The 23,207-nt window shown below is 69.2% G+C and carries 24 protein-coding genes and 1 tRNA gene; 13 read left to right on the top strand and 12 right to left on the bottom strand.

The window, feature by feature from the left end; translation table 11 throughout:
• Positions 1-100: 100 nt before the first annotated feature.
• Positions 101-529 (bottom strand): methylmalonyl-CoA epimerase, encoded by a 429-nt coding sequence (gene mce, locus ACZ3IC_RS05290; RefSeq protein ID WP_467412785.1) that lies wholly within the window; start codon positions 527-529, stop codon positions 101-103.
• A gap of 135 nt (positions 530-664) precedes the next feature.
• Between mce and ACZ3IC_RS05285 the strand changes: the two genes are divergently transcribed.
• The gene (locus tag ACZ3IC_RS05285; RefSeq protein ID WP_467412782.1) at positions 665-1,864 is read left to right on the top strand and encodes an acetyl-CoA C-acetyltransferase; all 1,200 of its coding nucleotides are present in this window, start codon (positions 665-667) and stop codon (positions 1,862-1,864) included.
• Between the two features lie 62 nt (positions 1,865-1,926).
• Positions 1,927-2,883: a methylmalonyl Co-A mutase-associated GTPase MeaB gene (gene meaB, locus ACZ3IC_RS05280; RefSeq protein ID WP_467412781.1), complete on the top strand. Its 957-nt coding sequence runs from the start codon at positions 1,927-1,929 to the stop codon at positions 2,881-2,883.
• A 187-nt stretch (positions 2,884-3,070) separates the two neighbouring features.
• On the opposite strand, the gene ACZ3IC_RS05275 is transcribed toward meaB, so the two are convergent.
• Entirely contained in the window at positions 3,071-3,685 is a 615-nt protein-coding gene (locus ACZ3IC_RS05275) for a PepSY domain-containing protein (protein WP_467412779.1), read from the bottom strand.
• Between the two features lie 119 nt (positions 3,686-3,804).
• Between ACZ3IC_RS05275 and ACZ3IC_RS05270 the strand changes: the two genes are divergently transcribed.
• Both ACZ3IC_RS05270 and ACZ3IC_RS05265 read left to right on the top strand, forming a co-directional pair.
• A complete protein-coding gene (locus ACZ3IC_RS05270) occupies positions 3,805-4,464 on the top strand; it encodes a response regulator transcription factor (RefSeq protein WP_467412778.1) in 660 nt (219 codons plus the stop codon).
• Positions 4,461-5,996 (top strand): sensor histidine kinase, encoded by a 1,536-nt coding sequence (locus ACZ3IC_RS05265; RefSeq protein WP_467412776.1) that lies wholly within the window; start codon positions 4,461-4,463, stop codon positions 5,994-5,996. The genes ACZ3IC_RS05270 and ACZ3IC_RS05265 overlap by 4 nt, the downstream gene beginning before the upstream one ends.
• Positions 5,997-6,014: 18 nt before the next feature.
• Here ACZ3IC_RS05265 and ACZ3IC_RS05260 read toward each other — a convergent pair whose 3' ends face one another.
• From ACZ3IC_RS05260 to ACZ3IC_RS05245, 4 genes are all read right to left on the bottom strand, one after another.
• Entirely contained in the window at positions 6,015-6,491 is a 477-nt protein-coding gene (locus ACZ3IC_RS05260) for a MarR family winged helix-turn-helix transcriptional regulator (protein WP_467412775.1), read from the bottom strand.
• A 125-nt stretch (positions 6,492-6,616) separates the two neighbouring features.
• Entirely contained in the window at positions 6,617-7,381 is a 765-nt protein-coding gene (locus tag ACZ3IC_RS05255; RefSeq protein WP_467412774.1) for an AIM24 family protein, read from the bottom strand.
• Positions 7,378-8,028, bottom strand: coding sequence for an AIM24 family protein (locus ACZ3IC_RS05250; protein ID WP_467412772.1), 651 nt, complete (start codon positions 8,026-8,028; stop codon positions 7,378-7,380). The genes ACZ3IC_RS05255 and ACZ3IC_RS05250 overlap by 4 nt, the downstream gene beginning before the upstream one ends.
• Entirely contained in the window at positions 8,028-8,660 is a 633-nt protein-coding gene (locus tag ACZ3IC_RS05245) for an AIM24 family protein (RefSeq protein ID WP_467413149.1), read from the bottom strand. Before ACZ3IC_RS05245 ends, ACZ3IC_RS05250 begins: the two co-directional genes overlap by 1 nt.
• 222 nt (positions 8,661-8,882) lie before the next feature.
• Between ACZ3IC_RS05245 and ACZ3IC_RS05240 the strand changes: the two genes are divergently transcribed.
• The 5 genes from ACZ3IC_RS05240 (at position 8,883) to ACZ3IC_RS05220 (ending at position 12,464) form a co-directional block, all read left to right on the top strand.
• A complete protein-coding gene (locus ACZ3IC_RS05240) occupies positions 8,883-9,233 on the top strand; it encodes a DUF3817 domain-containing protein (RefSeq protein WP_467412770.1) in 351 nt (116 codons plus the stop codon).
• On the top strand, positions 9,230-9,523 hold the full coding sequence (locus ACZ3IC_RS05235; RefSeq protein ID WP_014048385.1) for an MTH1187 family thiamine-binding protein: 294 nt from the start codon (positions 9,230-9,232) through the stop codon (positions 9,521-9,523). The genes ACZ3IC_RS05240 and ACZ3IC_RS05235 overlap by 4 nt, the downstream gene beginning before the upstream one ends.
• 223 nt (positions 9,524-9,746) lie before the next feature.
• The gene (locus tag ACZ3IC_RS05230) at positions 9,747-10,256 is read left to right on the top strand and encodes a MarR family winged helix-turn-helix transcriptional regulator (protein ID WP_467412768.1); all 510 of its coding nucleotides are present in this window, start codon (positions 9,747-9,749) and stop codon (positions 10,254-10,256) included.
• A gap of 64 nt (positions 10,257-10,320) precedes the next feature.
• A complete protein-coding gene (locus ACZ3IC_RS05225) occupies positions 10,321-10,653 on the top strand; it encodes a DUF3817 domain-containing protein (RefSeq protein ID WP_467412767.1) in 333 nt (110 codons plus the stop codon).
• Positions 10,654-10,763: 110 nt separating this feature from the next.
• Entirely contained in the window at positions 10,764-12,464 is a 1,701-nt protein-coding gene (locus ACZ3IC_RS05220) for an acyl-CoA mutase large subunit family protein (protein WP_467412766.1), read from the top strand.
• A 198-nt stretch (positions 12,465-12,662) separates the two neighbouring features.
• On the opposite strand, the gene ACZ3IC_RS05215 is transcribed toward ACZ3IC_RS05220, so the two are convergent.
• On the bottom strand, positions 12,663-13,289 hold the full coding sequence (locus ACZ3IC_RS05215) for a TetR/AcrR family transcriptional regulator (RefSeq protein WP_467412764.1): 627 nt from the start codon (positions 13,287-13,289) through the stop codon (positions 12,663-12,665).
• A 393-nt stretch (positions 13,290-13,682) separates the two neighbouring features.
• Here ACZ3IC_RS05215 and ACZ3IC_RS05210 point away from each other — a divergent pair, with 393 nt between their 5' ends.
• The 4 genes from ACZ3IC_RS05210 (at position 13,683) to ACZ3IC_RS05195 (ending at position 17,861) form a co-directional block, all read left to right on the top strand.
• Positions 13,683-14,663 (top strand): tetratricopeptide repeat protein, encoded by a 981-nt coding sequence (locus ACZ3IC_RS05210; protein WP_467412762.1) that lies wholly within the window; start codon positions 13,683-13,685, stop codon positions 14,661-14,663.
• A gap of 597 nt (positions 14,664-15,260) precedes the next feature.
• Positions 15,261-15,905 carry a DUF6230 family protein gene (locus ACZ3IC_RS05205; RefSeq protein WP_467412760.1) on the top strand — a complete coding sequence of 215 codons (645 nt, stop codon included), beginning with the start codon at positions 15,261-15,263 and terminating at the stop codon, positions 15,903-15,905.
• Positions 15,906-16,000: 95 nt separating this feature from the next.
• Positions 16,001-16,570, top strand: coding sequence for a DUF6114 domain-containing protein (locus ACZ3IC_RS05200; protein ID WP_467412757.1), 570 nt, complete (start codon positions 16,001-16,003; stop codon positions 16,568-16,570).
• Entirely contained in the window at positions 16,560-17,861 is a 1,302-nt protein-coding gene (locus ACZ3IC_RS05195) for a hypothetical protein (protein ID WP_467412755.1), read from the top strand. The genes ACZ3IC_RS05200 and ACZ3IC_RS05195 overlap by 11 nt, the downstream gene beginning before the upstream one ends.
• Here the strand turns inward: ACZ3IC_RS05195 and ACZ3IC_RS05190 are convergent.
• The 5 genes from ACZ3IC_RS05190 to pta form a co-directional block, all read right to left on the bottom strand.
• The gene (locus ACZ3IC_RS05190; protein ID WP_467412754.1) at positions 17,837-18,007 is read right to left on the bottom strand and encodes a hypothetical protein; all 171 of its coding nucleotides are present in this window, start codon (positions 18,005-18,007) and stop codon (positions 17,837-17,839) included. The two genes, ACZ3IC_RS05195 and ACZ3IC_RS05190, sit on opposite strands and share 25 nt — an antisense overlap.
• Positions 18,001-18,085 (bottom strand) — tRNA-OTHER (locus ACZ3IC_RS05185). Before ACZ3IC_RS05185 ends, ACZ3IC_RS05190 begins: the two co-directional genes overlap by 7 nt.
• A 117-nt stretch (positions 18,086-18,202) precedes the next feature.
• Positions 18,203-19,633, bottom strand: a complete 1,431-nt coding sequence (gene pyk / locus ACZ3IC_RS05180) for a pyruvate kinase (protein ID WP_467412751.1) — start codon at positions 19,631-19,633, stop codon at positions 18,203-18,205.
• 74 nt (positions 19,634-19,707) lie between these two features.
• Complete coding sequence (locus ACZ3IC_RS05175; RefSeq protein WP_467412749.1) at positions 19,708-20,958, bottom strand: acetate kinase; 1,251 nt, start codon at positions 20,956-20,958, stop codon at positions 19,708-19,710.
• On the bottom strand, positions 20,955-23,090 hold the full coding sequence (pta, locus tag ACZ3IC_RS05170) for a phosphate acetyltransferase (RefSeq protein WP_467412748.1): 2,136 nt from the start codon (positions 23,088-23,090) through the stop codon (positions 20,955-20,957). Before pta ends, ACZ3IC_RS05175 begins: the two co-directional genes overlap by 4 nt.
• Positions 23,091-23,207 lie beyond the last annotated feature (117 nt).

Genomic DNA, 23,207 nt, shown 5'->3' with positions numbered 1-23,207 from the left:
CCCCGGGGAATGGTGGCAGATCAACGGCTGGGGACGCTGCGCGGCCCCGACCCGGCCCCGGCCCGGAACAGCCCACTCTACCGGGCCAGGTATCCGGAGGTCAGTGCTCCGCTGCGGACGTGACCAGTTCGGTGAGGACACCGTGGCAGTCCTTGGGGTGAAGGAAGGTGATCCGGGACCCCATCGATCCGGTCCTGGGCTCGTCGTACAGCACCTTGACGCCCTTCTCCCGGATGTCCGCCGCGTCGGCGTCGACGTCCGCGGTGCCGAAGGCGATGTGGTGGACACCTTCCCCGTTCTTTGCCAGCCACTTGCCCACGGCCGAGTCCTCCCGGGTCGGCTCCAGGAGCTGGAGGTAGGAAGCACCGCCGTCGGACGTATCGTTGATCTTGAGCATGGCCTCCCGTACGCCCTGCTCCTCGTTGATCTCGGAGTGGTACACCTCGAACCCGTAGGTCGAGCGGTAGAACTCGACAGTCCTGTCGAGGTCGAAACAGGCGATCCCGATGTGGTCGATTCGCGTCAGCATGAAACCAGTGCAGCGCGACACCGATGGTTACGCAACGTGCGCGCGATCACACCCGCTGCCGGATGACGGGCGAGGTACCGCTCAGTACATTCATGTAAACCCTCGTTCACTCCTAATCCCAAGGGGCTGCGGCTCATGTCAGGAACGACTGGTACCACCTCAGTGATCGTCGCGGGCGCGCGTACGCCCATGGGCCGCCTCCTCGGCTCGCTGAAGAGCTTCTCCGGGGCCGAACTCGGCGGCTTCGCCATCAAGGCCGCACTGGAGCGGGCCGGCATCGGCGGCGACCAGGTCGAGTACGTGATCATGGGCCAGGTGCTGCAGGCCGGAGCAGGCCAGATGCCGGCACGCCAGGCCGCGGTCAAGGCGGGCATCCCGTTGAACGTCCCCGCGCTCAACATCAACAAGGTGTGTCTGTCCGGGCTCGACGCGATCGCGCTCGCCGACCAGCTCATCCGCGCGGGTGAGTTCGACGTCGTCGTCGCCGGCGGCCAGGAGTCCATGACGAATGCCCCGCACCTGCTCCCGAAGTCCCGCGAGGGCTACAAGTACGGCGCGATCGAGATGCTCGACTCCATGGCGTACGACGGTCTGACCGACGCCTACGAGAACATCCCGATGGGTGAATCCACCGAGAATCACAACACCCGCCTCGGGCTGAACCGCGCCGAGCAGGACGAGATCGGCGCCCTCTCCCACCAGCGCGCTGCCGCCGCCCAGAAGAACGGCATCTTCGAGGCCGAGATCACCCCGGTCGAGATCCCGCAGCGCAAGGGCGGCCCGGTCCTCTTCTCCAAGGACGAGGGCATCCGCCCGGAGACGACCGCGGAGTCCCTCGGCAAGCTGCGCCCGGCCTTCACCAAGGACGGCACGATCACCGCGGGAACCTCCTCGCAGATCTCCGACGGCGCCGCCGCGGTCGTCGTCATGAGCAAGGCGAAGGCCGAGGAGCTGGGCCTGGACTGGATCGCCGAGATCGGCGCCCACGGCAATGTGGCGGGCCCGGACAACTCGCTCCAGTCGCAGCCGTCCAACGCCATCGAGCACGCCCTGAAGAAGGAAGGCCTGGAGGTCGCGGACCTCGACCTCATCGAGATCAACGAGGCGTTCGCCGCGGTCGCCGTCCAGTCGATGAAGGACCTCGGCGTCACCCCGGACAAGGTGAACGTCAACGGCGGTGCCATCGCGCTGGGTCACCCGATCGGCATGTCCGGCGCCCGTGTGGTGCTGCACCTGGCGCTGGAGCTGAAGCGCCGCGGCGGCGGCACCGGTGCGGCGGCACTGTGCGGCGGCGGCGGTCAGGGCGACGCGCTGATCATCCGCGTCCCCCGGTAGGAACGGCCCGGATAAGCCGTACGTAGTACACGTAGAGCACGCAGCGAGTGAACGGAGCGGTGATGGTGGACGTCCCCACCCTGGTCGAGCAGGCCCGTGCGGGCCGGCCCCGGGCCGTGGCCCGGCTCATCTCCCTGGTGGAGGGGGCATCGCCGCAGCTGCGCGAGGTGATGGCGGCCCTGGCGCCGCTGACGGGCAACGCGTACGTCGTCGGCCTGACCGGCTCACCCGGTGTCGGCAAGTCGACATCGACGTCGGCGCTGGTCTCGGCGTACCGGCGGGCCGGCAAGCGGGTCGGTGTCCTGGCCGTCGACCCGTCCTCGCCGTTCTCCGGCGGCGCGCTCCTCGGCGACCGGGTCCGGATGTCGGAGCATGCCTCCGACCCGGGCGTCTACATCCGCTCCATGGCCACCCGCGGACATCTGGGCGGTCTCGCCTGGTCGGCACCGCAGGCGATCCGGGTGCTGGACGGGGCGGGCTGCGAAGTGATCCTCGTGGAGACGGTCGGCGTCGGCCAGTCGGAGGTGGAGATCGCCTCCCAGGCCGACACCTCCGTCGTCCTGCTGGCGCCCGGCATGGGCGACGGCATCCAGGCGGCGAAGGCCGGAATCCTGGAGATCGGCGATGTGTACGTCGTCAACAAGGCCGACCGGGACGGTGCGGACGCCACCGCGCGCGAGCTCAACCACATGTTGGGCCTCGGCGAGTCCCGCGGACCCGGCGACTGGCGGCCACCGATCGTGAAGACGGTCGCCGCCCGGGCCGAGGGGATCGACGAGGTCGTCGAGGCGCTGGAGAAGCACCGGGCGTGGATGGAGGAGCACGGAGTGCTCGCCGAGCGGCGCCTGGCCCGTGCGGCCCACGAGGTCGAGACGATCGCCGTCACCCGGCTGCGTGAGCGCATCGGCGATCTGCACGGCGACCGCCACATCGGCGCGCTCGCCGAACGCATCGTGGCGGGGAGCCTCGATCCGTACGCGGCGGCGGACGAGCTCGTGGCAGGACTCACCGGGGCCTGACCCGGCCGGACGGGTCGGGGGCACGCACGCTTCCCGCGTTGTCGTCGGTCACCAACTCCCCCATAGCCTTGAAGGCGCCTTGAAGGCTATGGAGGGGACCCCCCTTCGCGTCGACTCCCTCCTCCGCCTCGGAATCGCTCGCACCGGACCGCGTCTGCCATCCCAGCGGAGGTCACCCGACAGGCCCTCAGCCGTCGTCCCCGTGGTCATCGTCATGACGGTCATGGCCGTCGTCCGACCGGTCCGCCGTGACCTTCGCTGTCTTGGCGTCGACGTTCAGCTCGTGCTGCTTGCCGTCCTTGCCCCGGACGTCGATTTCCCAGCGCAGTGCCCCGCCGCTCCGGCCATCGCTGTCGTCCAGTTCGATCGACGTCACGGTCCCGGGCGTCGCCTTGAGCGCGGCGCCGACCGCCGCGTCCAGCGAGACGGGGGCAGACCTGGGCGCATGCCGGTCGCGATCGTCGTCGTTGTCGTCGGAGACGTGCTTGCCGAGCACCTTGCCGTTGCCCGCGTCCACCGTCACGTCGTGCCAGACCTTGTCGGAGCCGTACACATCGAGTTCCCAGACCTGCCTGCCGTCCTCGACGTCCAGTTCGGCCTCGGTGACCGTGCCCGGGACGGCCCTGACGGCGGCCGCGGTCGCGTCCCCGACGCCGACGCGGGCAGTGGTGCTGCCGCTCGCCGCGCTGCTCCTGGTGTCGCGGTCGTGGCTGTCGTCGTCCGTGAGGGCGACGGCCGTGGCGGCTGTGCCGCCGGCGAGCACGGCCGCGGTGACGGCGGCGATGGCGATCCTGCGCTTCATGAGGGTTCCTCCCTGATCGGGTGGCCGGTTTCGATACGGTCCACACTGCCAAGGTGATGCTGAACGCAGCCTGAAGCCACCTGAAGCCGTCTTCAGGTTCGGTTTGCGATTCTGTGAGTATGCGCCTGTTGATCGTGGAGGACGAGAAGCGGCTGGCGATGTCCCTGGCCGGGGGACTCACCGCCGAGGGCTTCGCCGTGGACGTCGTGCACGACGGTCTCGAAGGGCTGCACCTGGCCGCCGAGGGGGCGTACGACCTCGTCGTCCTCGACATCATGCTGCCCGGGATGAACGGCTACCGGGTCTGTGCCGCCCTGCGCGCCGCCGGCCATGAGATGCCGATCCTGATGCTGACGGCGAAGGACGGGGAGTACGACGAGGCGGAGGGCCTCGACACCGGGGCCGACGACTACCTGACCAAGCCCTTCTCGTACGTCGTGCTGGTAGCCAGGATCCGGGCGCTGCTGCGCCGCGGCGGGGGCTCCGCCTCGCCGGTGGTCACCGTCGGCTCCCTGCGCATGGACACCGCCGCCCGCCGTGTCCACCGCGGCGCGGCCGAAATCACCCTCACCGCCAAGGAGTTCGCGGTGCTGGAACAGCTTGTGCTGCGGGCCGGGCAGGTGGTGAGCAAGGCGGACATCCTTGAACACGTGTGGGACTTCGCCTACGACGGCGACCCGAACATCGTCGAGGTGTATGTGAGCGCGCTGCGGCGCAAGATCGGCGCACCCGCCATCCGTACGGTGCGCGGTGCCGGATACCGGCTGGAGGCGCTGTGAGATCGGTGCGGGCCAGGGCCGCACTCGGTGCCACGGTGGTGGTCGCCCTCGCGCTGGTCGGGGCCGGGCTCGCCGTACTCCTCCTCCTGCGCGCCAACCTCACCGAGCAGGCGGGGCTGCAGGCCGAGGTGGCGGCCCGTGAGGTGGCAGGGCAGCTGGCCCTCGATGTGCCGTACGACCGGCTGGAGATGCGCGACGAGGAGGACCACCCGGTCCAGGTGACCGACGAGGGCGGGCGAGTGGTGGCCGTCTCCAAGGACCTGAAGGCGATTTCCGGCACCGGTACGGAGCAGGTCACGCCGGCCCCGTCACCGGCCGCCGGGGAGTCCCGGAGCAACGGCGACGGCGGTGACGGGAGCGACGACAACGCGAACAACAACGCGAACAACAACGCGAACGACGACGCGAACGACGACGCGAACGATGACGCGAACGATGACGCGAACGACGAGGACGACGACGACCGCAGCATCCCCCGCCGCGGTGAAGTCGACTCCGGCGAACCGGACTTCAGCAACGGCACCGCGACCGTCGACGACGACACGGCCGACTACCGCTTCGCGTCCGTCCGGGCGACCACCTCCGCCGGGGTGACCCTCACCGTCCACGCGGGCGCCCCGCTGGCCGCCGAGCAGGAGGCCGTGGGCACGGTGCGCAGGGCGATGATGATCGGGCTGCCGGTGCTGCTGCTCGTCGTCGCCGGGGTGACTTGGCTGGTGACCCGGCGGGCGCTGCGCCCGGTCGAGGGCATCCGGCGCGAGATGGCCGCGATCACCGCGTCCGAGGATCTGAGCAGGCGGGTTCCGGAGCCCGATTCGCGCGACGAGATCGCCCGGCTGGCCCATACCACCAACGAGACCCTGACGGCCCTGGAGGCGTCGGTGGAACGGCAGCGGCGCTTCGTGGCCGATGCCTCGCACGAACTGCGCAGCCCGATCGCCTCCCTGCGCACCCAGCTGGAGGTGGGCGCCGCGCATCCGGAGCTGCTGGACGTGCCGGGCGCGGTCGCCGACACCGTACGACTTCAGGCGCTGGCGGCCGATCTGCTGCTGCTGGCCCGGCTGGACGCGGGGGAGCGGCCGGGCCGTGCCCTGCTTGATGTGGGCGCCCTGGTCCATGAGGAGGTCTCGCAGCGCACCGGCGACCGGGTTCCGGTGGCGGTGTCCGTGCCGGACTCCGGTGTGTTCGAAGTGACCGGTTCGCGGGGGCAGTTGGCGCGGGTGATCGGCAATCTGCTGGACAATGCCGAGCGTCACGCGGAGCGTGCGGTGGCGGTCTCGGTGCGTGGGGAACGGGGCGGCGTGGTCGTCGCGGTCACCGACGACGGGGCAGGGGTTCCACCGGACGAGCGCGAGCGGATCTTCGAACGCTTCGTACGTCTCGACGACGCCCGTACGCGGGACGAGGGAGGCGCCGGTCTGGGGCTGGCCATCGCCCGTGACGTCGCCGCCCGGCACGGTGGCCGACTGACGGTGGACAGTGCGGACGAGGGCGGCGCACGGTTCGAGCTGTGGCTGCCGAACGCCGGCTGAACGCCGCCCCGTCGTAGGTCACAGCTTGCCGCGGCGCCCCCGCAGATGATCCGCGACCGGGGCCAGCGCCGCGTGCAGGTCCGCCAGTGCCTTCGGCGTCAACAGGTCCATGAAGTGCTTGCGCACCGACGCCACGTGGTGCGGCGCCACCTTTCGCATCGTCTCGGCGCCGTCCTCGGTGAGGACCGCGTACAAACCGCGCCGGTCGGACTCGCAGTTCTCCCTGCGGACCAGCCCCGCGCTCTCCATGCGGGTGATCTGGTGCGAGAGCCTGCTCTTGGACTGCAGCGTCGCGGCGGCGAGGTCGCTCATCCGCATGCGCTGGTCGTCCGACTCCGAGAGGTTGACCAGGATCTCGTAGTCATTGTTGGTCAGGCCGAACGGCTGGAGGTCCTTCTCCAGCTGATGCATCAGCAGCCTGCTGACGTCCAGGTGGGTGCGCCAGGCGCACTGCTCCGCGTCGTTCAGCCAGCGGGTGGCCGTCTCGGTCTCCATATGTGGATTCTACCTAAGAAGTTGAAAGCCGGACGAAGTGAAGGGATGTGACGCCCGGCACCCGCCCGGAGACGGGCTCGGGCGCGGGATGCGGACGTTCGACGTCACACTCCGCAGACTACCGTTCACAAACCGAAGCGGCGCTGGAGGTCCCCGAGCTGACCGGGCAGACGGGGCGAGGAGCCAGGTTGACCCGCACCACCGGGCACCCCGGCCTGCGTGGGCGTCGCCCCCGCCGGCTGTTCGGGCATCAGGATCTCGGTCGACTGGAGCAGCACCGTACCGGCCCCGACGAACTCGAACTGGTGCTCCTCCCCCGACGTACCACCGATCCCGGTCAGCGACCGCAGACCGCCCATCACGCCCGTCATATAGCCGTGGTCGTAGTGGTGGCACGGCGAGGGGCAGTCCGCCCAGCCCACCAGGGCCTGCGGATCGACCCGCAGCGGCGGCTCCATGAAGACCACCGGACCGTTGGACGCGGCCACGAATTTCCCCGTACCGATCAGTGTCAGGAAGCCGGGCACGATGGACTGCTTGAGTGCCAGCGTCGGCTGGTACGCGAGGAGATTGCCCGACCGGATCGTCAGGTTCCCGTCCTCCAGGTCGTACGAGTTCACGTCGAAGGCCCGGTCTGCGAGCAGCATCTTGCCGCTGCCCTCGGCCACCACCCAGTCGCTCGCGTGCAGCGGCGAGTGGAAGCTTGTACGGATCAACCGCTCGAAACGGCCGTGGCCGATGCCGTTGAACTCGATCCGCCCGTAATAGGCGATCATCTTGCCCTTCTGCAGGAACCACTGGCTCCCCTTGAGTTCCACACAGAAGGTGTACGCGTTGACGTTGTCGTCCGACGGCAGCGTCATCGGGTCGAAGACCACGGGCGTGCTCACAGTTTCTCCTCCGAGGCCTGGACGTACACCGCGCCGCTGCCGCTCAGCTCCAGCTGGAACGCCTCGCCGGAGCCGCGCCCCACCATGTCGCGCCAGCCGAGCGCGGTGGAGAGCTTGTTGCGTACGTCGCCGTGGTGCGCGACATAGGCCTGCGGGTCCACATGCACCGCGCGGCCCGGCGTGATCGGCAGCTCGATCACCCCTCCGTGTGCCATCACCGCGACCGCGCCATGACCCTTGAGTGTGGTGGTGAACAGGCCCTGCCCGGTCACCTGACCGCGCACCATGCCCATCACTCCGCCCTGCGAGCCCATGAACATCGTGCCCTGCTCCAGCGTCCCGTCGAAGGCGAGCAACCGGTCGGCCTCCACGTACAGGGTGTCGCCGGACAGGTTGATCACCTGGATGTGATGGCCGCCGTGGCCGAACATCACCGTGCCACTGCCCTCGACGGTCATCAGCGGGGTCGCCTCATCGGCCACCCGGCGACCGATCATCGACATCACACCGCCCTGGCCGCCCTGGATGTTCGGTGTGAACGACACCTCGCCGCGGTAGGCGAGCATCGCACCGCGCTGGCTGTACATCTTCTGGCCCGGGAGGACCGTCGCCTCGATCATCTTCGAGTTGATCTCACGGAACGGCATCAGACGTCGCCCCCGATGGTGTTCCGCTCGCTCGGCTGGACGTAGACGAGTCCCTCGCCCTCGAACCGGATCTGGAAGGACTCGCCCGAGCCCTCGCCCGTCAGTGTCCGGAAGTTCACCCCGGACTGGAAGTGCTGCCGCAGATTGCCCTGATGGGCGATGTAGGCACCGGGGTCGACGAACAGCGGGTACTGGGCCGAGACCCGCAGTGCCACGGCCGGACCGTCCGACATGATCGCCGCCTGACCCGTGCCCTCGACGGTGGTCGTGAACAGGCCGTGGCCCGTCGCGCCGCCGCGCAGGCCGGTGAAAGTGGTGCCGGTGCGGAGCCCGGCGTCGGTGCAGAGCAGATTGCTCGCCTCGACGCAGAGCTTCTCGCCGCCCAGGGAGACGAGGCTGATCTCGCTCGCGCGGTCCGCGAAGTAGCAGGTGCCCTGCCCGGTCACCTCCATCACGGTCATCTGCTCGCCGGTCAGCCGACGGGTCACCATGCCGCGCAGGCCGTCACCGCCACCGGTCATCTTCTTGAACGACATCCGGCCGTCGTACGCGACCATCGAGCCGTTCTTCGCCTTGACTGCGTCGCCGGTCAGGTCGACGGCGAGCGTTCTGCTGCCTTGGAGTCGGAACATTGCCACGCCAACGACGGTATCGGCAGGTTCCTCCCCGGGACAGGGCCCCAGGGAGGAACCTGCACCCTGAACCGCCTCTGATACGCATCCGGTACGGCCCCGTAGGCAATCGGGACGAGATACGGGCCCCGGCGCCGGACGCCGTCCGTGCCGATGCCACAATGGGTTGCGCTTGTGCCTGCATTCACAAGCCGTCACGATCCTCCCACCGAAGGTGCCCTCGTGGACATCAAGACCGCTACCGCCCTGCACCGGCTGCGCCTCATCTCGATTCCCGAGGCGCTCTCCTTCCCGGCACTGCTCATCTTTGGCTCGGTCCTCAGCCGGGTCTCGGACATCGACTTCCTGATGATGCCGCTCGGCATCCTGCACGGCGTGCTCTTCGTGATCTACTCCGTCCTGCTGCTCGACGTCTGGTCCAAGACCAAGTGGCCGCTGAAGCGCATCGCGTTCTTCTTCCTGCTCGCGCTGCTGCCGTTCGGCGGGCTGTATGGCGACAAGGTGCTCAAGCGCTACGAGGCCGACGGCGTCATCGCCGCACGCGCCCGCCGGGAAGGCGTGGTCAGCGCGTGATCGTCGCGTTCTCGGTCAGTCCGCTGGGTGTCGGCGAGGACGTCGGCGAGTACGTCGCCGACGCCGTCCGGGTCGTCCGCGAGTCCGGGCTGCCCAACCGTACGGACGCCATGTTCACCTCTGTCGAGGGTGAGTGGGACGAGGTCATGGACGTCGTCAAGCGGGCCGTCGCCGCCGTCGAGGCCCGCGCCGGACGTGTCTCCCTCGTACTGAAGGCCGACATCCGCCCCGGTGTCACGGACGGTCTGACCTCCAAGGTCGAAACGGTCGAGCGGTACCTCGCGGACTGACACCCTGTCCGTCTACGCGCCCCGACGAGCCCCCGGCCCACCCGGCCGGGGGCTCGCCCCGTTCCTGTCATTCCTGCTCTCCTCGCGCCGGCACGGCCGGAGCGATCCCGAGCGGGTCCGCTCGTACAGCCGGAAGCCGGGAGAACCGCACCCATCGACCATATTCGGACCGAAGTTCGAGACAAGGCTGACCAGCATATGACCAGTGGGTAAGGTCGATGGCGTGCCGAAGCCGCTCAGTCTTCCCTTCGATCCCATCGCCCGCGCCGACGAACTCTGGCAGCAGCGCTGGGGCCCGGTGCCCTCGATGGCGGCGATCACCTCGATCATGCGCGCGCAGCAGATTCTGCTCGCCGAGGTCGACGCGGTCGTCAAGCCGTACGGACTGACCTTCGCGCGGTACGAGGCACTGGTGCTGCTCACCTTCTCCAGGGCCGGTGAGCTGGCGATGTCCAAGATCGGTGAGCGGCTCATGGTCCACCCCACCTCCGTCACGAACACCGTGGACCGGCTGGTGCGCTCCGGCCTGGTCGCCAAGCGTCCCAACCCGAACGACGGCCGCGGAACCCTGGCCTCCATCACCGACAAGGGCCGCGAGGTCGTCGAGGCGGCGACCAAGGACCTGGTCGACATGGAGTTCGGGCTCGGGGCGTACGACGCCGAGGAGTGCGCGGAGATCTTCGCCATGTTGCGGCCGCTGCGGATCGCGGCCCAGGATTTCGACGAGGCGTAGGACAACATTTCGAGGGCCCGGCCCGCTGCAAGATCCACCCAGGCGTCCGGTTACGCTCCATTCCATGAAACGCAGTGTGCTGACCCGGTACCGGGTGATGGCCTACGTCACCGCAGTCATGTTGCTGGTGCTCTGCACCTGCATGATCTTCAAGTACGGCTTCGACATGGGCAAGGATCTGACGCTCGTCGTCTCTCAGGTCCACGGTGTGCTCTACATCATCTACCTGATCTTCGCCTTCGACCTGGGCTCCAAGGCGAAGTGGCCGGTGGGCAAGCTGCTCTGGGTGCTGATCTCCGGCACCATCCCGACGGCTGCGTTCTTCGTCGAGCGCAAGGTCGTCCGCGAGGTCGAGCCGCTGGTCGCCGACGGCTCACCCGCGACCGTCAAGGCCTGAACCACCCGGGCCCGGGCCCGGCCCGCACCGCACCATCCGAACCGCCCCGTGCAAAGCACCGGGCGGTTTGCCATCGACATTTACTAGGACGTCCTAGTAAATTCGATGGTATGGACGCTGACGCGATCGAGGAAGGCCGCCGCCGCTGGCAGGCCCGTTACGACAAGGCCCGCAAGCGTGACGCGGACTTCACCACACTCTCCGGAGATCCCGTGGAACCCGCGTACGGCCCCCGCCCCGGGGACACGTACGAGGGATTCGAGCGGATCGGCTGGCCCGGTGAGTACCCCTTCACCCGGGGGCTCTACCCGACCGGCTACCGCGGCCGGACCTGGACCATCCGCCAGTTCGCCGGCTTCGGCAACGCCGAGCAGACCAACGAGCGCTACAAGATGATCCTCGCCGCGGGCGGCGGCGGGCTCAGTGTCGCCTTCGACATGCCGACGCTGATGGGCCGCGACTCCGACGACCCCCGCTCGCTCGGCGAGGTCGGGCACTGCGGCGTGGCCATCGACTCCGCCGCCGACATGGAGGTCCTCTTCAAGGACATCCCGCTCGGCGACGTCACGACGTCCATGACGATCAGCGGACCCGCCGTCCCCGTCTTCTGCATGTACCTGGTCGCCGCCGAGCGCCAGGGCGTCGACCCGGGCGTGCTCAACGGCACGCTCCAGACCGACATCTTCAAGGAGTACATCGCGCAGAAGGAGTGGCTCTTCCAGCCCGAGCCCCATCTGCGCCTCATCGGTGACCTGATGGAGCACTGCGCCCGCGACATCCCCGCCTACAAGCCGCTCTCCGTCTCCGGCTACCACATCCGCGAGGCCGGGGCGACGGCCGCGCAGGAGCTCGCGTACACCCTCGCCGACGGCTTCGGTTACGTGGAGCTCGGCCTTTCCCGCGGGCTGGACGTCGACACCTTCGCGCCCGGTCTCTCGTTCTTCTTCGACGCGCACCTCGACTTCTTCGAGGAGATCGCCAAGTTCCGCGCGGCCCGCCGGATCTGGGCCCGCTGGATGAAGGAGACGTACGGCGCCAAGACCGACAAGGCGCAGTGGCTCCGCTTCCACACCCAGACCGCCGGTGTCTCGCTCACCGCCCAGCAGCCGTACAACAACGTCGTACGGACCGCGGTCGAGGCGCTCTCCGCGGTCCTCGGCGGCACCAACTCGCTGCACACCAACGCCCTCGACGAGACCCTCGCGCTCCCCTCCGAGCAGGCCGCCGAGATCGCGCTGCGCACCCAGCAGGTGCTGATGGAGGAGACCGGCGTCGCCAATGTGGCCGACCCGCTGGGCGGTTCCTGGTACGTCGAGCAGCTCACCGACCGGATCGAGGCCGACGCCGAGAAGATCTTCGACCAGATCAAGGAACGCGGCACCCGGGCCCACCCGGACGGGCAGCACCCCATCGGGCCCATCACCTCCGGCATCCTGCGCGGCATCGAGGACGGCTGGTTCACCGGCGAGATCGCCGAGTCCGCCTTCCGGTACCAGCAGTCGCTGGAGAAGGGTGACAAGCGCGTCGTCGGCGTCAATGTCCACCACGGCTCGGTCACCGGCGACCTGGAGATCCTGCGGGTCAGCCACGAGGTCGAGCGCGAGCAGGTCCGGGTGCTCGGCAGCCGCAAGGACGCCCGCGACGACGCACGGGTCAAGTCGGCGCTGGAAGCGATGCTGGCCGCCGCCCGCGACGGCTCCAACATGATCGGGCCGATGCTCGACGCGGTACGGGCCGAGGCGACGCTCGGTGAGATCTGCGGGGTCCTGCGCGACGAGTGGGGCACCTACACGGAGCCGCCCGGCTTCTGACGGGCGCGGGGGAGGGGCCCGCCGCCCGGCGGGTCCCCGCCCTCGAATGTCAGCGTGCACAGCGCTTCGCCGCCCGGCGCCGCCCGTACCGTCAGGTCCGCGCCGTGGCCCGGACGGCCTGCCGGGCCATGGTCGGCCCCGAGCCCGGCAGTGCACAGGCCGCGTCGGCCCGGTGGAAGCGGTCGAAGACAGGCGCTGTCAGCTCTGAGCGCCGACCAGCCCGAGCAGCAGCAGAGAGGTGAAGCTGCGCGCCCACTCGGCGTCCACCGGCTCGGCGCTCACCAGTGTCCGGTGCACCACGGCACCGGCGATCACATCGAAGATCAGGTCCGCGTTGTGGGCCGCCGTCTCGGCATCGTCCTCGTACGGCAGCTCGCCGCGGGCCTGGGCGCGTTCCCGGCCGAGGACGACCAGGCGCTTCTGGCGGTCCACGATGGCCGACCGGATCCGCAGCCGAAGCGAATCGTCCCGGGTGGACTCCGCGACCACCGCCATCAGCGCGGTCCGGGTCTCCGGCCGCTCCAGCAGCGCGGCGAACTGGAGCACGACGCCCTGCACATCGGCCGCCAGGCTGCCCCGGTCGGGGAGCTCCAACTCGTCGAAGAGGGCCGCGACCGCGTCCACGACCAGCTCGTTCTTGCCCGCCCAGCGCCGATAGAGGGTCGTCTTCGCGACCCCCGCCCGGGTCGCCACATCGCCCATGGTCAGCTTCGACCAGCCGAGATCGACCAGGGACGCCCGGGTCGCTTCGAGGATCGCGGCATCGGCCGCGGTACTGCGCGGACGTCCTGTCCGGGAGGGGGATTGGGCGCTGTGGCTCAGCATGCGGTGACCATACCGGCCAGTAGCAAGAATCGAACGGTCCCGGTGTCCCGTGAGACAGATCACTGGGATCACCTGTCCGGGACAATCCGTCGGCAGTTACGCTACGGGTCGTAGCGTAAGGAAGGCGGCCAGGACGCCGCGTCTCGCGCCACGAACGAGCGACAGCCACAGGCGCCGGGTGGGGACCCGGAGCCGCACCGGCACTGGGCGGGGGTCCGGCTGCCGAACCAGGTCTTTCCGAAGCCCACGGGGTCTTTTCGGCCCCTTCCGGGGTCCTTCGCGGGGCCCGGGACCGTGTCTGTCCGCCCGCCCCACACGCCGGCCGGGGCCGCGGACCTATCCGGTTCCCGCATTGCTTTCCGTATCGGCGGGCCAAGGGGGGAGGATGTACGTATGCAGCCTAGGAACATGTCCATGAGCGGCGTCGTCGACCTTGCCGCGGTGAAGGCGGCCGGCGAGGCCAAGGTGAAGGCGGAGCAGGCCCGTGCCGAGGCCGCCCGGCAGGGTGGTGGCGGTGCCGTGTCGCCGTCCGCCCTGGTGATCGACGTCGATGAGGCGGGCTTCGAGAGCGATGTCCTCCAGCGCTCCGCCGAGGTCCCGGTCGTTATCGACTTCTGGGCCGAGTGGTGCGAGCCGTGCAAGCAGTTGGGTCCGCTCCTGGAGCGCCTGGCCCATGAGTACAACGGCCGCTTCGTGCTGGCCAAGGTCGATGTCGATGCCAACCAGATGCTGATGCAGCAGTTCGGCATCCAGGGCATCCCGGCGGTCTTCGCCGTCGTCGCCGGGCAGGCCCTCCCGCTCTTCCAGGGCGCGGCCCCCGAGGCCCAGATCCGGCAGACGCTGGACCAGCTGATCCAGGTCGGCGAGGAGCGGTTCGGGCTCACCGGAATCGTGGTCGACCAGGACGCGGCCGCAGCCGAGGGAGCCGGCGAGGGCTCTTCCGAGGCGCCCGCCGGGCCGTACGACGCCCTGCTCGAAGCGGCCGTACAGGCTCTGGACGCCAGTGACTTCGCCGGTGCCATCCAGGCGTACAAGAACGTCCTGTCCGACGACCCGGCCAACACGGAGGCCAACCTCGGTCTCGCCCAGGCCGAACTCCTCGCCCGGGTCAAGGACTTGGACCCGCAGCAGGTCCGCAAGGAGGCTGCGGAGAACCCGGCCGATGTCACCGCGCAGCTCGCGGCCGCCGATCTGGATCTGGTCGGTGGTCATGTCGAGGACGCCTTCGGGCGGCTCGTCGAGACGGTGCGCCGTACTTTCGGCGACGACCGGGACACGGCGCGGGTGCGGCTGCTGGAGCTGTTCGAGGTGATCGGCCCCGACGATCCGCGGGTCGGCGCCGCGCGTACGGCGCTGGCGCGGGTCTTGTTCTGATGTGACAACGCGGCCGTGGCACCCCCGGGGTGCCACGGCCGTTTTCGCGAGCAGGCGATAAGAGAAGGCTCCGCTTTACCAAATCTTGATAAAGGTAAGGCCTGTTACTCGCAGTAAGTCACCTCTCGGGGTCTGTCCGCATAAGGACACCGATTCCCCCTTTCGTCCTTCTGTTCGGCGCCACCCTGTGTGGCCGGGTGGTGTCACCCGGTCGCGCATCGGTTATCAGGCCGTTACTAGCGAGTAACGAACCCCCTTGTGCCGCGGGCGGGAATGCACCACGATCGGCGACGCTCGGTCCAATAGCGCCAGCCCGGCTGCCAGTCGGCGCGGCGGCTCTGTTGGGTCCCCACCGAGTGGGTCGGCGACAGTGGCGCCGACCCCGGACAGGGGGGTTCCTGTCGTCCGGCAGGGCCTGTCCGAACAGGTTGCGCGCATGCGTGGCCAGTGGTTGTCGCTCGGGGGTGATCGCCGGTGGTTCGGACGCGGTTCCTGCCTCCGTACGCGGGCGCTCTCTTTCCGAGGACGTAGCACTTCTCCCATCCCAGGACGGGCCCAGACCCGACCGGAGATGTACGTCCGAGAAGGAGGAAAATTATGAGTTCCCAGGTTCGTGGCGGCACGAGATGGAAGCGCTTCGCTCTGGTCATGGTGCCGAGCGTGGCGGCGACCGCAGCGGTGGGCATCGGCCTGGCGCAGGGCGCCCTCGCGGCGTCGTTCAGCGTGTCCGGCCAGAGCTTCAAGGTGCGTGCCGACAAGCTCGTCGGTCACGACTTCGTCCAGTACGGAAGCGTTGCCACCGGCAAGGACCTCAAGGGCAATGACGCGGCGCACGCCGTGGCCGTGTCCGGCTTCAGTGACGCCACGATCACCAACATGTGCCAGTCGGTGGTCACTCCGAACCTTCCGTTCGGCCTCGGCAGTGTCACGCTGCAGCTGAAGGCGGGTACGAACCCGAAGAAGCCGGTCAAGGCGACCAATCTGTACCTGGACGTCGCCGAGCTCGACGCCGACGCGTACTTCGAGAACATCGACATCGGTGTGGCGGCCGGCTCCGTCGGCAAGCCCGGCATCCAGCCCGGCACCGAGAAGGCCGTCAACCCGAACGGCTTCGCGCAGCGCGCCGAGACGGCGACGCTGAGGAACGTGAAGCAGACGGCGTGGGCGACCACCGCCGGCACCTTCAAGCTCAGCAACCTGAGCCTGCGGCTGTACAGCGGCGATGACAAGGAGTGCTACTAGCACTCGCCCGGGTGGCCGGGGGCGCCCTTCGGGGTCTCCGGCCGCCCACCCTTTTCTCTTCTCACAGCAGTACCGGTTCCAGGGAGCTGTTTTCCATGAGCCCCGAGTCCACAGGGCAGAACGAGCACTACCTCCGCGTCTTCCGGCGGGGATTCCGCACCTGGCGGGGTAACCGGCCGTTCTGGGCGGGCCTGTTCACCATGGTGGGTGGTCTACCCATCGCGTACTTCCCGTACGCCAACATGCACCTCGGCAACGTCACGCTGGCGATGTCCACGACCGCCGGTGCGGGATCGCTGATCATCGGGATCCTGCTGATCACGCTGGGCCTCACGATGTGGTTCCACCACATCGTGAGAGTGTTCGCCGGAGTTGCCGCGATCCTGCTGGCGCTGGTCTCCCTACCGGTTGCCAACATCGGCGGATTCCTGATCGGCTTCCTCTTCTCCCTGCTCGGTGGAGCGCTCTCCATCTCCTGGGCCCCGGGCGAGCCGAAGCCCGACGCCGTATCCGCCGGTGCGGAGGGCCAGATGCCCGAGGGCGCCGGTTTTGGGACGCAGGAGCCCGAGCCCGAGTTCCACAGCACGGCATCGGTGCCCCAGCAGCAGCCGGGGCAGTACGACACGACAGTTGAGGTCGACGGCGGGAGGCATCGTGAGGGGTGACGAGACGCAGCTGAACTCGACGGGGGAGAACTTCCGGACGAGAAGCGGACCGCGCCACGCGGCCCCCAGGAAATCGTTGCTGACGAAGCTGCACATACCCGCGGGCAAGGCTTTCGCGCTCGCCGCGATGCCGACGGCCGTCTTCGTGGGCATGGGGCTCACGCCCAAGCTCGCGCTGGCCGAGGACAGTTCGGACATCCCGTTCGCGCCCGGCCCCTGCGTGACTCGTTCCGACGAGCCGAGCGAGTCGCCCTCCCCCTCCCCGTCCGCGTCGGAGACGAAGTCCCCGTCCCCGTCCACCACCGATTCCGGTGACAAGGGCGAAGCGGCGACCCCGAAGCCCTCGGCAACCCCGTCCGCGAGCGACGCCGCGAAGCCGGAGGCGGAGGCAAAGGCCACCGACGCGCCCGCCGCCTCGCCGAGCGCCTCGCCCACCCCCACGAAGTCGGCGAACCCGCTCGACCCGCTGGGCGCCGGTGACGCGCTGAAGGATCTCTTCGACGGACCGGACAAGGAGACGGCGAGCCCGTCCCCGAGCGCGAGCACCGCGTCCTTGAAGCCCTCGCAGAGCGACACCGCCAAGCCCGCGGACAAGGCCAAGGACGTAGCGGCGGACAAGGCCAAGGACGTAGCGGCGGACAAGGCCGCGGACGCAGCGAAGGAGACGGCCGACAAGACCGCCGCCGCCATCCGCGACGCCGCGGACAAGGCCGGCCGGTCGGTCGAGGAGCTCGACGACAGCGCCAAAGGTCTCGACGCCAAGAAGGACGAGGACATCCCGGACGGCGCCAAGGAGCGCTTCCCGTGTCCGACGGCCGACCCCGAAGCGCTGGCCGCGGCCGACCTCGAAACGGGCGTGCCGCTGCTCCCGACCGACCCGTGGATCCTGGACAGCTCGCTGCTCACCCTCAACGGGCTCGACTACAAGGGCATCGTCGAGGTGAAGACGCAGGACGGCACCATCAAGAAGGTGCTGAAGTTCACCGCGAGCTCCATCGACATCAAAGACCTACACCAGCTGACGGTCGGTCCGGTCGGCACCACAGCCCACGTCCAGGCGCGGAAGGGTTCCACGTCCACCATCCGCAACGGCACGGTGACGATGTACACGGAGGAGCTGAAGGGCAACCTCTTCGGCCTCATCCCGGTCACGTTCAGCCCGCAGACACCGCCGCCGCTGAACGTCCCCTTCGCCTTCTTCACCAAGGTCAAGGTGACCCAGGCCGGCCAGTTCGGCGGCTCGCTCAATGTGCCCGGGCTGCACAACTACTTCACCGGCGGCAACAGCTGAGACTTGCGCAGCGCTTCTTCCAGCGCTTGTGCGTAGGTGATCCGGGCGTTCCTGGATGCGGTGGTGTCCAGGAACGCGGTCTTGGGGTCGTCCACGTCGATGGAGCGGACAAACGTGGCGAGGGCTGCGGATACGAAGGTGGCCATCGCCCGGATTCGAACCGGGGTTTCCGCATCGGGGCGAACCCGAGTGCGGTGTCCTGGGCCGCTGGACGACGCATGACCGAGCGGAGCCTACCCGATCACTGGCTGGAGCGCCCACTCCTTTCTCACCGGAGATGGCGCATGCCGGGCTGCTCGCCTCGGCAGCCCGGCCCTTTGCCGATCTTGTTCTGACGCGCGTCAGCCGCGCGCCCCGCTGCCCACATGGTGCACCCGCACCATGTTCGTCGTGCCAGGGATGCCGGGAGGCGAGCCGGCCGTGATGACCATCGTGTCGCCCTCGTTGTAGCGGTCCAGCTTCAGGAGCTCCGCGTCGACCAGGTCGACCATGGCGTCCGTGTTGTCCACGTGCGGTACGACGTGGGCCTCGACGCCCCAGCTCAGGGCGAGCTGGTTGCGGGTGGACTCGTCCGTGGTGAAGGCCAGGATGGGCTGGGTCGCGCGGTAGCGGGAGAGCCGGCGGGCCGTGTCACCGGACTTGGTGAAGGCGACCAGCGCCTTGCCGTTCAGGAAGTCCGCGATCTCGCAGGCCGCGCGGGCCACCGAACCGCCCTGGGTGCGGGGCTTCTTGCCCGGCACCAGCGGCTGCAGCCCCTTGGAGAGCAGTTCCTCCTCGGCGGCGACGACGATCTTCGACATAGTCTTGACCGTCTCGATCGGGTACGCGCCCACGCTGGACTCGGCCGACAGCATGACCGCGTCCGCGCCGTCCAGGATCGCGTTGGCGACGTCGGACGCCTCGGCGCGGGTCGGCCGCGAGTTGGTGATCATCGACTCCATCATCTGGGTCGCCACGATCACCGGCTTGGCGTTCCGCCGGCAGAGCTCCACCAGGCGCTTCTGCACCATCGGGACCTTCTCCAGGGGGTACTCGACGGCCAGGTCGCCACGGGCGACCATCACACCGTCGAACGCCATGACGACGCCCTCCATGTGCTCGACGGCCTGCGGCTTCTCGACCTTGGCGATGACAGGGACCCGGCGGCCCTCCTCGTCCATCACCTTGTGGACGTCCTTGACGTCATTGGCGTCCCGTACGAAGGAGAGCGCCACCAGGTCGCAGCCCATCCGCAGGGCGAACCGCAGGTCCTCGACGTCCTTCTCGGACAGGGCCGGGACGTTGACCGCCGCGCCGGGCAGGTTGATGCCCTTGTGGTCGGAGATGACTCCGCCCTCGATGACGATGGTCTTCACCCGGGGGCCCTCGACCGAGATGACCTTCAGCTCGACGTTGCCGTCGTTGATCAGGATCGGGTCGCCCTTGGCGACGTCGCCGGGCAGGCCCTTGTACGTCGTGCCGCAGATCGACCTGTCGCCGGGGACGTCCTCCGCGGTGATGGTGAACTCGTCTCCGCGGACCAGCTCGACGGGTCCCTCGGCGAACTTCGCCAGGCGGATCTTCGGGCCCTGGAGGTCGGCGAGCACACCGACCGCACGGCCGGTCTCGGCAGCGGCCTTGCGGACCCGGTCGTAACGACCCTGGTGCTCCTCGTGGCTGCCGTGACTGAAGTTGAAGCGGGCCACGCTCATGCCGGCCTCGATCAGAGCGACGAGCTGCTCAGGGGAGTCGACGGCGGGACCGAGTGTGCAGACGATTTTGGAACGGCGCATGAGGCGGATCCTATCGGTTTGTTTCGATGCGGAATATTCCGTCTGGTGGAAGGTACAAAGGGGCGCAGGGGTGCTCAGTTGTGGGCCTGTCCGATGAGCGCGAAGGTCTGGACGGCGATCTCCAGTTCCTCGTCCGTCGGCACCACGGCGACCGCGACCCGTGCGTGGTTCGGCGAGATCAGCCGCGGTGCGCCGGACCGTACGGCGTTCAGATCCGCGTCCACCGCCGGGCCGAGCTCCTCGAGACCGGTGATCGCAGCCTCCCGCACCGGCGCCGAGTTCTCCCCGACCCCCGCCGTGAACACCACGGCATCCACCCGCCCGAGGACCGCCGAATAGGCGCCGATGTACTTCTTCAGCCGGTGCACATAGATGTCGAACGCCAGCGCGGCGCGCTCGTCGCCCTCGTCGATCCGGCGCCGGATCTCCCGCATGTCGTTGTCGCCGCAGAGCCCGACCAGACCGCTCTTCTTGTTGAGCAGCTCGTCGATCTCGTCCGTCGACATCCCCGCCACCCGCTTGAGGTGGAAGGTGACCGCCGGGTCGATGTCACCGGAACGCGTGCCCATCACCAGCCCCTCCAGCGGGGTCAGCCCCATCGAGGTCTCCACGCACCGGCCGCCCGCCACCGCCGACGCCGAGGCGCCGTTGCCCAGGTGCAGCACGATGACATTGACCTCCTCGGGGGTACGTCCCAGCAGCTCGGCGGCCTTGCGGGAGACATACGCGTGCGAGGTGCCGTGGAATCCGTAGCGCCGGATGCGGTGCGCGTCGGCGGTCTCCACATCGATCGCGTACCGCGCCGCGTACTCCGGCATCGTCGTGTGGAACGCCGTGTCGAAGACCGCCACCTGCGGAAGGTCCGGGCGCAGGGCCTGCGCGGTACGGATGCCGACGATGTTCGCCGGATTGTGCAGCGGGGCCACCGGGACCAGGCGCTCGATCTCCTTCAGCACCTCGTCGGTGATCACCACGGGCTCGGTGAACCGCAGGCCGCCGTGCACCACCCGGTGGCCGATCGCCGCCAGCGCGGGGGAGTCCAGGCCGAGGCCGTCGGCCGCCAGCTCCTCGGCCGCAGCCTTCAGCGCGGCCTCGTGGTCGGCGACCGGGCCGATGCGCTCGCGCGGCTCGGCGCCACCGCCGGCCAGCGGGGTGTGCACCAGCCGGGAGGTCTCCTCACCGATCCGCTCGACCAGGCCGACCGCGAGCCGGGAGTGGTCGCTCATGTCCAGGAGCTGGTACTTCACCGACGAGGAGCCGGAGTTGAGCACGAGTACGCGATTCGCGGCCACGGTGGAGGAGCCTTCTTCGGTCGGGGTGGTCATACGGTTCGCTCCTCGCTCTGTGCCTGGATCGCCGTGATGGCCACGGTATTGACGATGTCCTGGACGAGCGCGCCCCGGGACAGGTCGTTGACGGGCTTGCGCAGCCCCTGGAGCACCGGTCCCACGGCCACCGCGCCCGCCGAGCGCTGCACGGCCTTGTAGGTGTTGTTGCCGGTGTTCAGGTCCGGGAAGATCAGCACCGTCGCCTGTCCCGCCACCTCGGAGCCGGGCAGCTTCGTCGCGGCGACGCTCGGCTCCACCGCGGCGTCGTACTGGATCGGGCCCTCGATCCTCAGGTCCGGCCGGCCGGCACGCACCCGGTCCGTCGCCTCGCGCACCTTGTCGACGTCCGCGCCCGATCCCGAGGTGCCCGTCGAGTACGACAGCATCGCGATTCGCGGCTCCACACCGAAGCGCGCGGCGGTGGCTGCCGACTGCACCGCGATGTCCGCGAGCTGTTCCGTGTCCGGGTCCGGGTTGACCGCGCAGTCGCCGTACACCAGGACCTTGTCGGCGAGGCACATGAAGAAGACCGAGGAGACGATCGAGGCGGCCGGCCCGGTCCCGCCATCGCCCGCCGCCGGCCTGCCTGACGAGCTCCGCTCGGCCCCTTTCGCTTTTATGATCTCGAACGCGGGGCGGATCGTCGCCGCGGTGGAGTGCACGGCCCCGGAGACCATGCCGTCCGCGAGCCCCTCCTCGACCATCAGGGTGCCGAAGTAGTTGACGTCCGCGACGACGTCGTACGCCAGCTCCACCGTGACCCCGCGGTGCGCGCGCAGCTGTGCGTACCGCTCGGCGAACGCCTGGCGCAGCTCGGAGGTCTGCGGGTCGATGAGCTGCGTACCGGCGAGATCGATGCCGAGGTCCGCGGCCTTCTTGCGGATGACGGCGGGGTCGCCCAGGAGGGTGAGGTCGCAGACATCGCGGCGCAGCAGTACGTCGGCGGCGCGCAGCACCCGTTCCTCGGTGCCCTCCGGCAGGACGACCCGGCGTCGGTCGGCGCGGGCCTGCTCCAGCAGTTCGTGCTCGAACATCATCGGGGTGACGCGGCTGCTGCGGGCCACCGAGATCCGGTCCAGCAGGGCGCCGGTGTCCACATGTCGCTCGAAGAGGCCCAGCGCGGTCTCCGCCTTGCGGGGCGTCGCGGCGTTCAACTTGCCTTCCAGAGCGAAGAGTTTGCCGGCTGTGGGGAAGGAGCCGCCGGCCACGGAGACGACCGGGGTGCCCGGTGCGAGTCTCGCGGCCAGCTTGAGTATCTCCTCGCCGGGGCGTTCGTCCAGGGTCAGCAGCACACCCGCGATGGGCGGGGTCCCGGCGCTGTGTGCGGCCAGCGAGCCGACCACCAGATCCGCCCGGTCCCCGGGCGTGACCACCAGAGCGCCCGGCGTCAGCGCCTTCAGCATGTTCGGCAGCGTCGCACCGCCGAAGACGAAGTCCAGCGCGTCCCTGGCCAGCCCGGAATCGTCGCCGAGCAGCACCGTGCCGCCGAGCGCCGCGGTGATCTGGGCGACGGTCGGCGCGGAGAGCGCCGCATCGTCCGGCAGGACGGAACAGGGGACGGGCAGCCGGGCCGCCAGCCGCTCGGCGATGACATCGCGGTCCTCGGCCGCCACCCGGTTCACGATCATCGTGAGGACGTCGCAGCCCAGGCCGGCGTAGGCCCGGTAGGCGTTGTGGGCCTCGGCCCGTACGGACTCCGCGGTCTGGCCCTTCCCGCCGACCACCACGATGACCGAGGCGCCGAACTCATTGGCGAGACGGGCGTTGAGCGCCAGCTCGTCCGGAAGCTGGGTGGCGGCGAAGTCGGTGCCGAGGACCAGCACCACCTCGTACTTCTGGGCCACCTGATGGAAGCGTTCTACGAGCAGGGAGACCAGCTCGTCCGTACCCTGCTCCGCCTGGAGCGCGGACGCCTCGTGATAGTCCAGGCCGTAGACCGACTCGGGGTCCTGGGGGAGCCGGTAGCGGGCCCGCAGCAGCTCGAATAGCCGGTCGGGTCCGTCGTGGACGAGTGGTCGGAACACCCCGACCCGGTCCACCTGACGTGTCAGGAGCTCCATGACTCCCAGATCGACGACCTGGCGGCCGTCTCCCCGGTCGATCCCGGTCACGTACACGCTGCGCGTCACGCGTGCTCTCCCGTCCACTTTTTCGGTTTGGGATGGTATTGCCATGTTGACGATACTCGCGGGCCCCGAGACGCCGCCCACCGGGCGAAAGGCCCTGCGCGGAGGGCCATAGGGCCC

The sequence above is a fragment of the Streptomyces sp. NPDC002958 genome (assembly GCF_055563255.1).
Note: the sequence above shows the minus strand (reverse complement) of the source record. Positions and strands in the feature narration are given on the sequence as shown.

What these genes read in the sequence shown, in the direction of transcription:
- meaB (WP_467412781.1), top strand. Translation starts at nt 1,927, where the DNA reads ATGGTGGACGTCCCCACCCTGGTCGAGCAGGCCCGTGCGGGCCGGCCC.
- mce (WP_467412785.1), bottom strand. Translation starts at nt 529, where the DNA reads ATGCTGACGCGAATCGACCACATCGGGATCGCCTGTTTCGACCTCGAC.
- ACZ3IC_RS05245 (WP_467413149.1), bottom strand. Translation starts at nt 8,660, where the DNA reads ATGTTCCGACTCCAAGGCAGCAGAACGCTCGCCGTCGACCTGACCGGC.
- ACZ3IC_RS05190 (WP_467412754.1), bottom strand. Translation starts at nt 18,007, where the DNA reads ATGGCCACCTTCGTATCCGCAGCCCTCGCCACGTTTGTCCGCTCCATC.
- ACZ3IC_RS05260 (WP_467412775.1), bottom strand. Translation starts at nt 6,491, where the DNA reads ATGGAGACCGAGACGGCCACCCGCTGGCTGAACGACGCGGAGCAGTGC.
- ACZ3IC_RS05270 (WP_467412778.1), top strand. Translation starts at nt 3,805, where the DNA reads ATGCGCCTGTTGATCGTGGAGGACGAGAAGCGGCTGGCGATGTCCCTG.
- ACZ3IC_RS05285 (WP_467412782.1), top strand. Translation starts at nt 665, where the DNA reads ATGTCAGGAACGACTGGTACCACCTCAGTGATCGTCGCGGGCGCGCGT.
- ACZ3IC_RS05275 (WP_467412779.1), bottom strand. Translation starts at nt 3,685, where the DNA reads ATGAAGCGCAGGATCGCCATCGCCGCCGTCACCGCGGCCGTGCTCGCC.
- ACZ3IC_RS05175 (WP_467412749.1), bottom strand. Translation starts at nt 20,958, where the DNA reads ATGACCACCCCGACCGAAGAAGGCTCCTCCACCGTGGCCGCGAATCGC.
- ACZ3IC_RS05200 (WP_467412757.1), top strand. Translation starts at nt 16,001, where the DNA reads ATGAGCCCCGAGTCCACAGGGCAGAACGAGCACTACCTCCGCGTCTTC.
- ACZ3IC_RS05250 (WP_467412772.1), bottom strand. Translation starts at nt 8,028, where the DNA reads ATGCCGTTCCGTGAGATCAACTCGAAGATGATCGAGGCGACGGTCCTC.
- ACZ3IC_RS05215 (WP_467412764.1), bottom strand. Translation starts at nt 13,289, where the DNA reads ATGCTGAGCCACAGCGCCCAATCCCCCTCCCGGACAGGACGTCCGCGC.
- ACZ3IC_RS05210 (WP_467412762.1), top strand. Translation starts at nt 13,683, where the DNA reads ATGCAGCCTAGGAACATGTCCATGAGCGGCGTCGTCGACCTTGCCGCG.
- ACZ3IC_RS05225 (WP_467412767.1), top strand. Translation starts at nt 10,321, where the DNA reads ATGAAACGCAGTGTGCTGACCCGGTACCGGGTGATGGCCTACGTCACC.
- ACZ3IC_RS05220 (WP_467412766.1), top strand. Translation starts at nt 10,764, where the DNA reads ATGGACGCTGACGCGATCGAGGAAGGCCGCCGCCGCTGGCAGGCCCGT.
- pyk (WP_467412751.1), bottom strand. Translation starts at nt 19,633, where the DNA reads ATGCGCCGTTCCAAAATCGTCTGCACACTCGGTCCCGCCGTCGACTCC.
- ACZ3IC_RS05205 (WP_467412760.1), top strand. Translation starts at nt 15,261, where the DNA reads ATGAGTTCCCAGGTTCGTGGCGGCACGAGATGGAAGCGCTTCGCTCTG.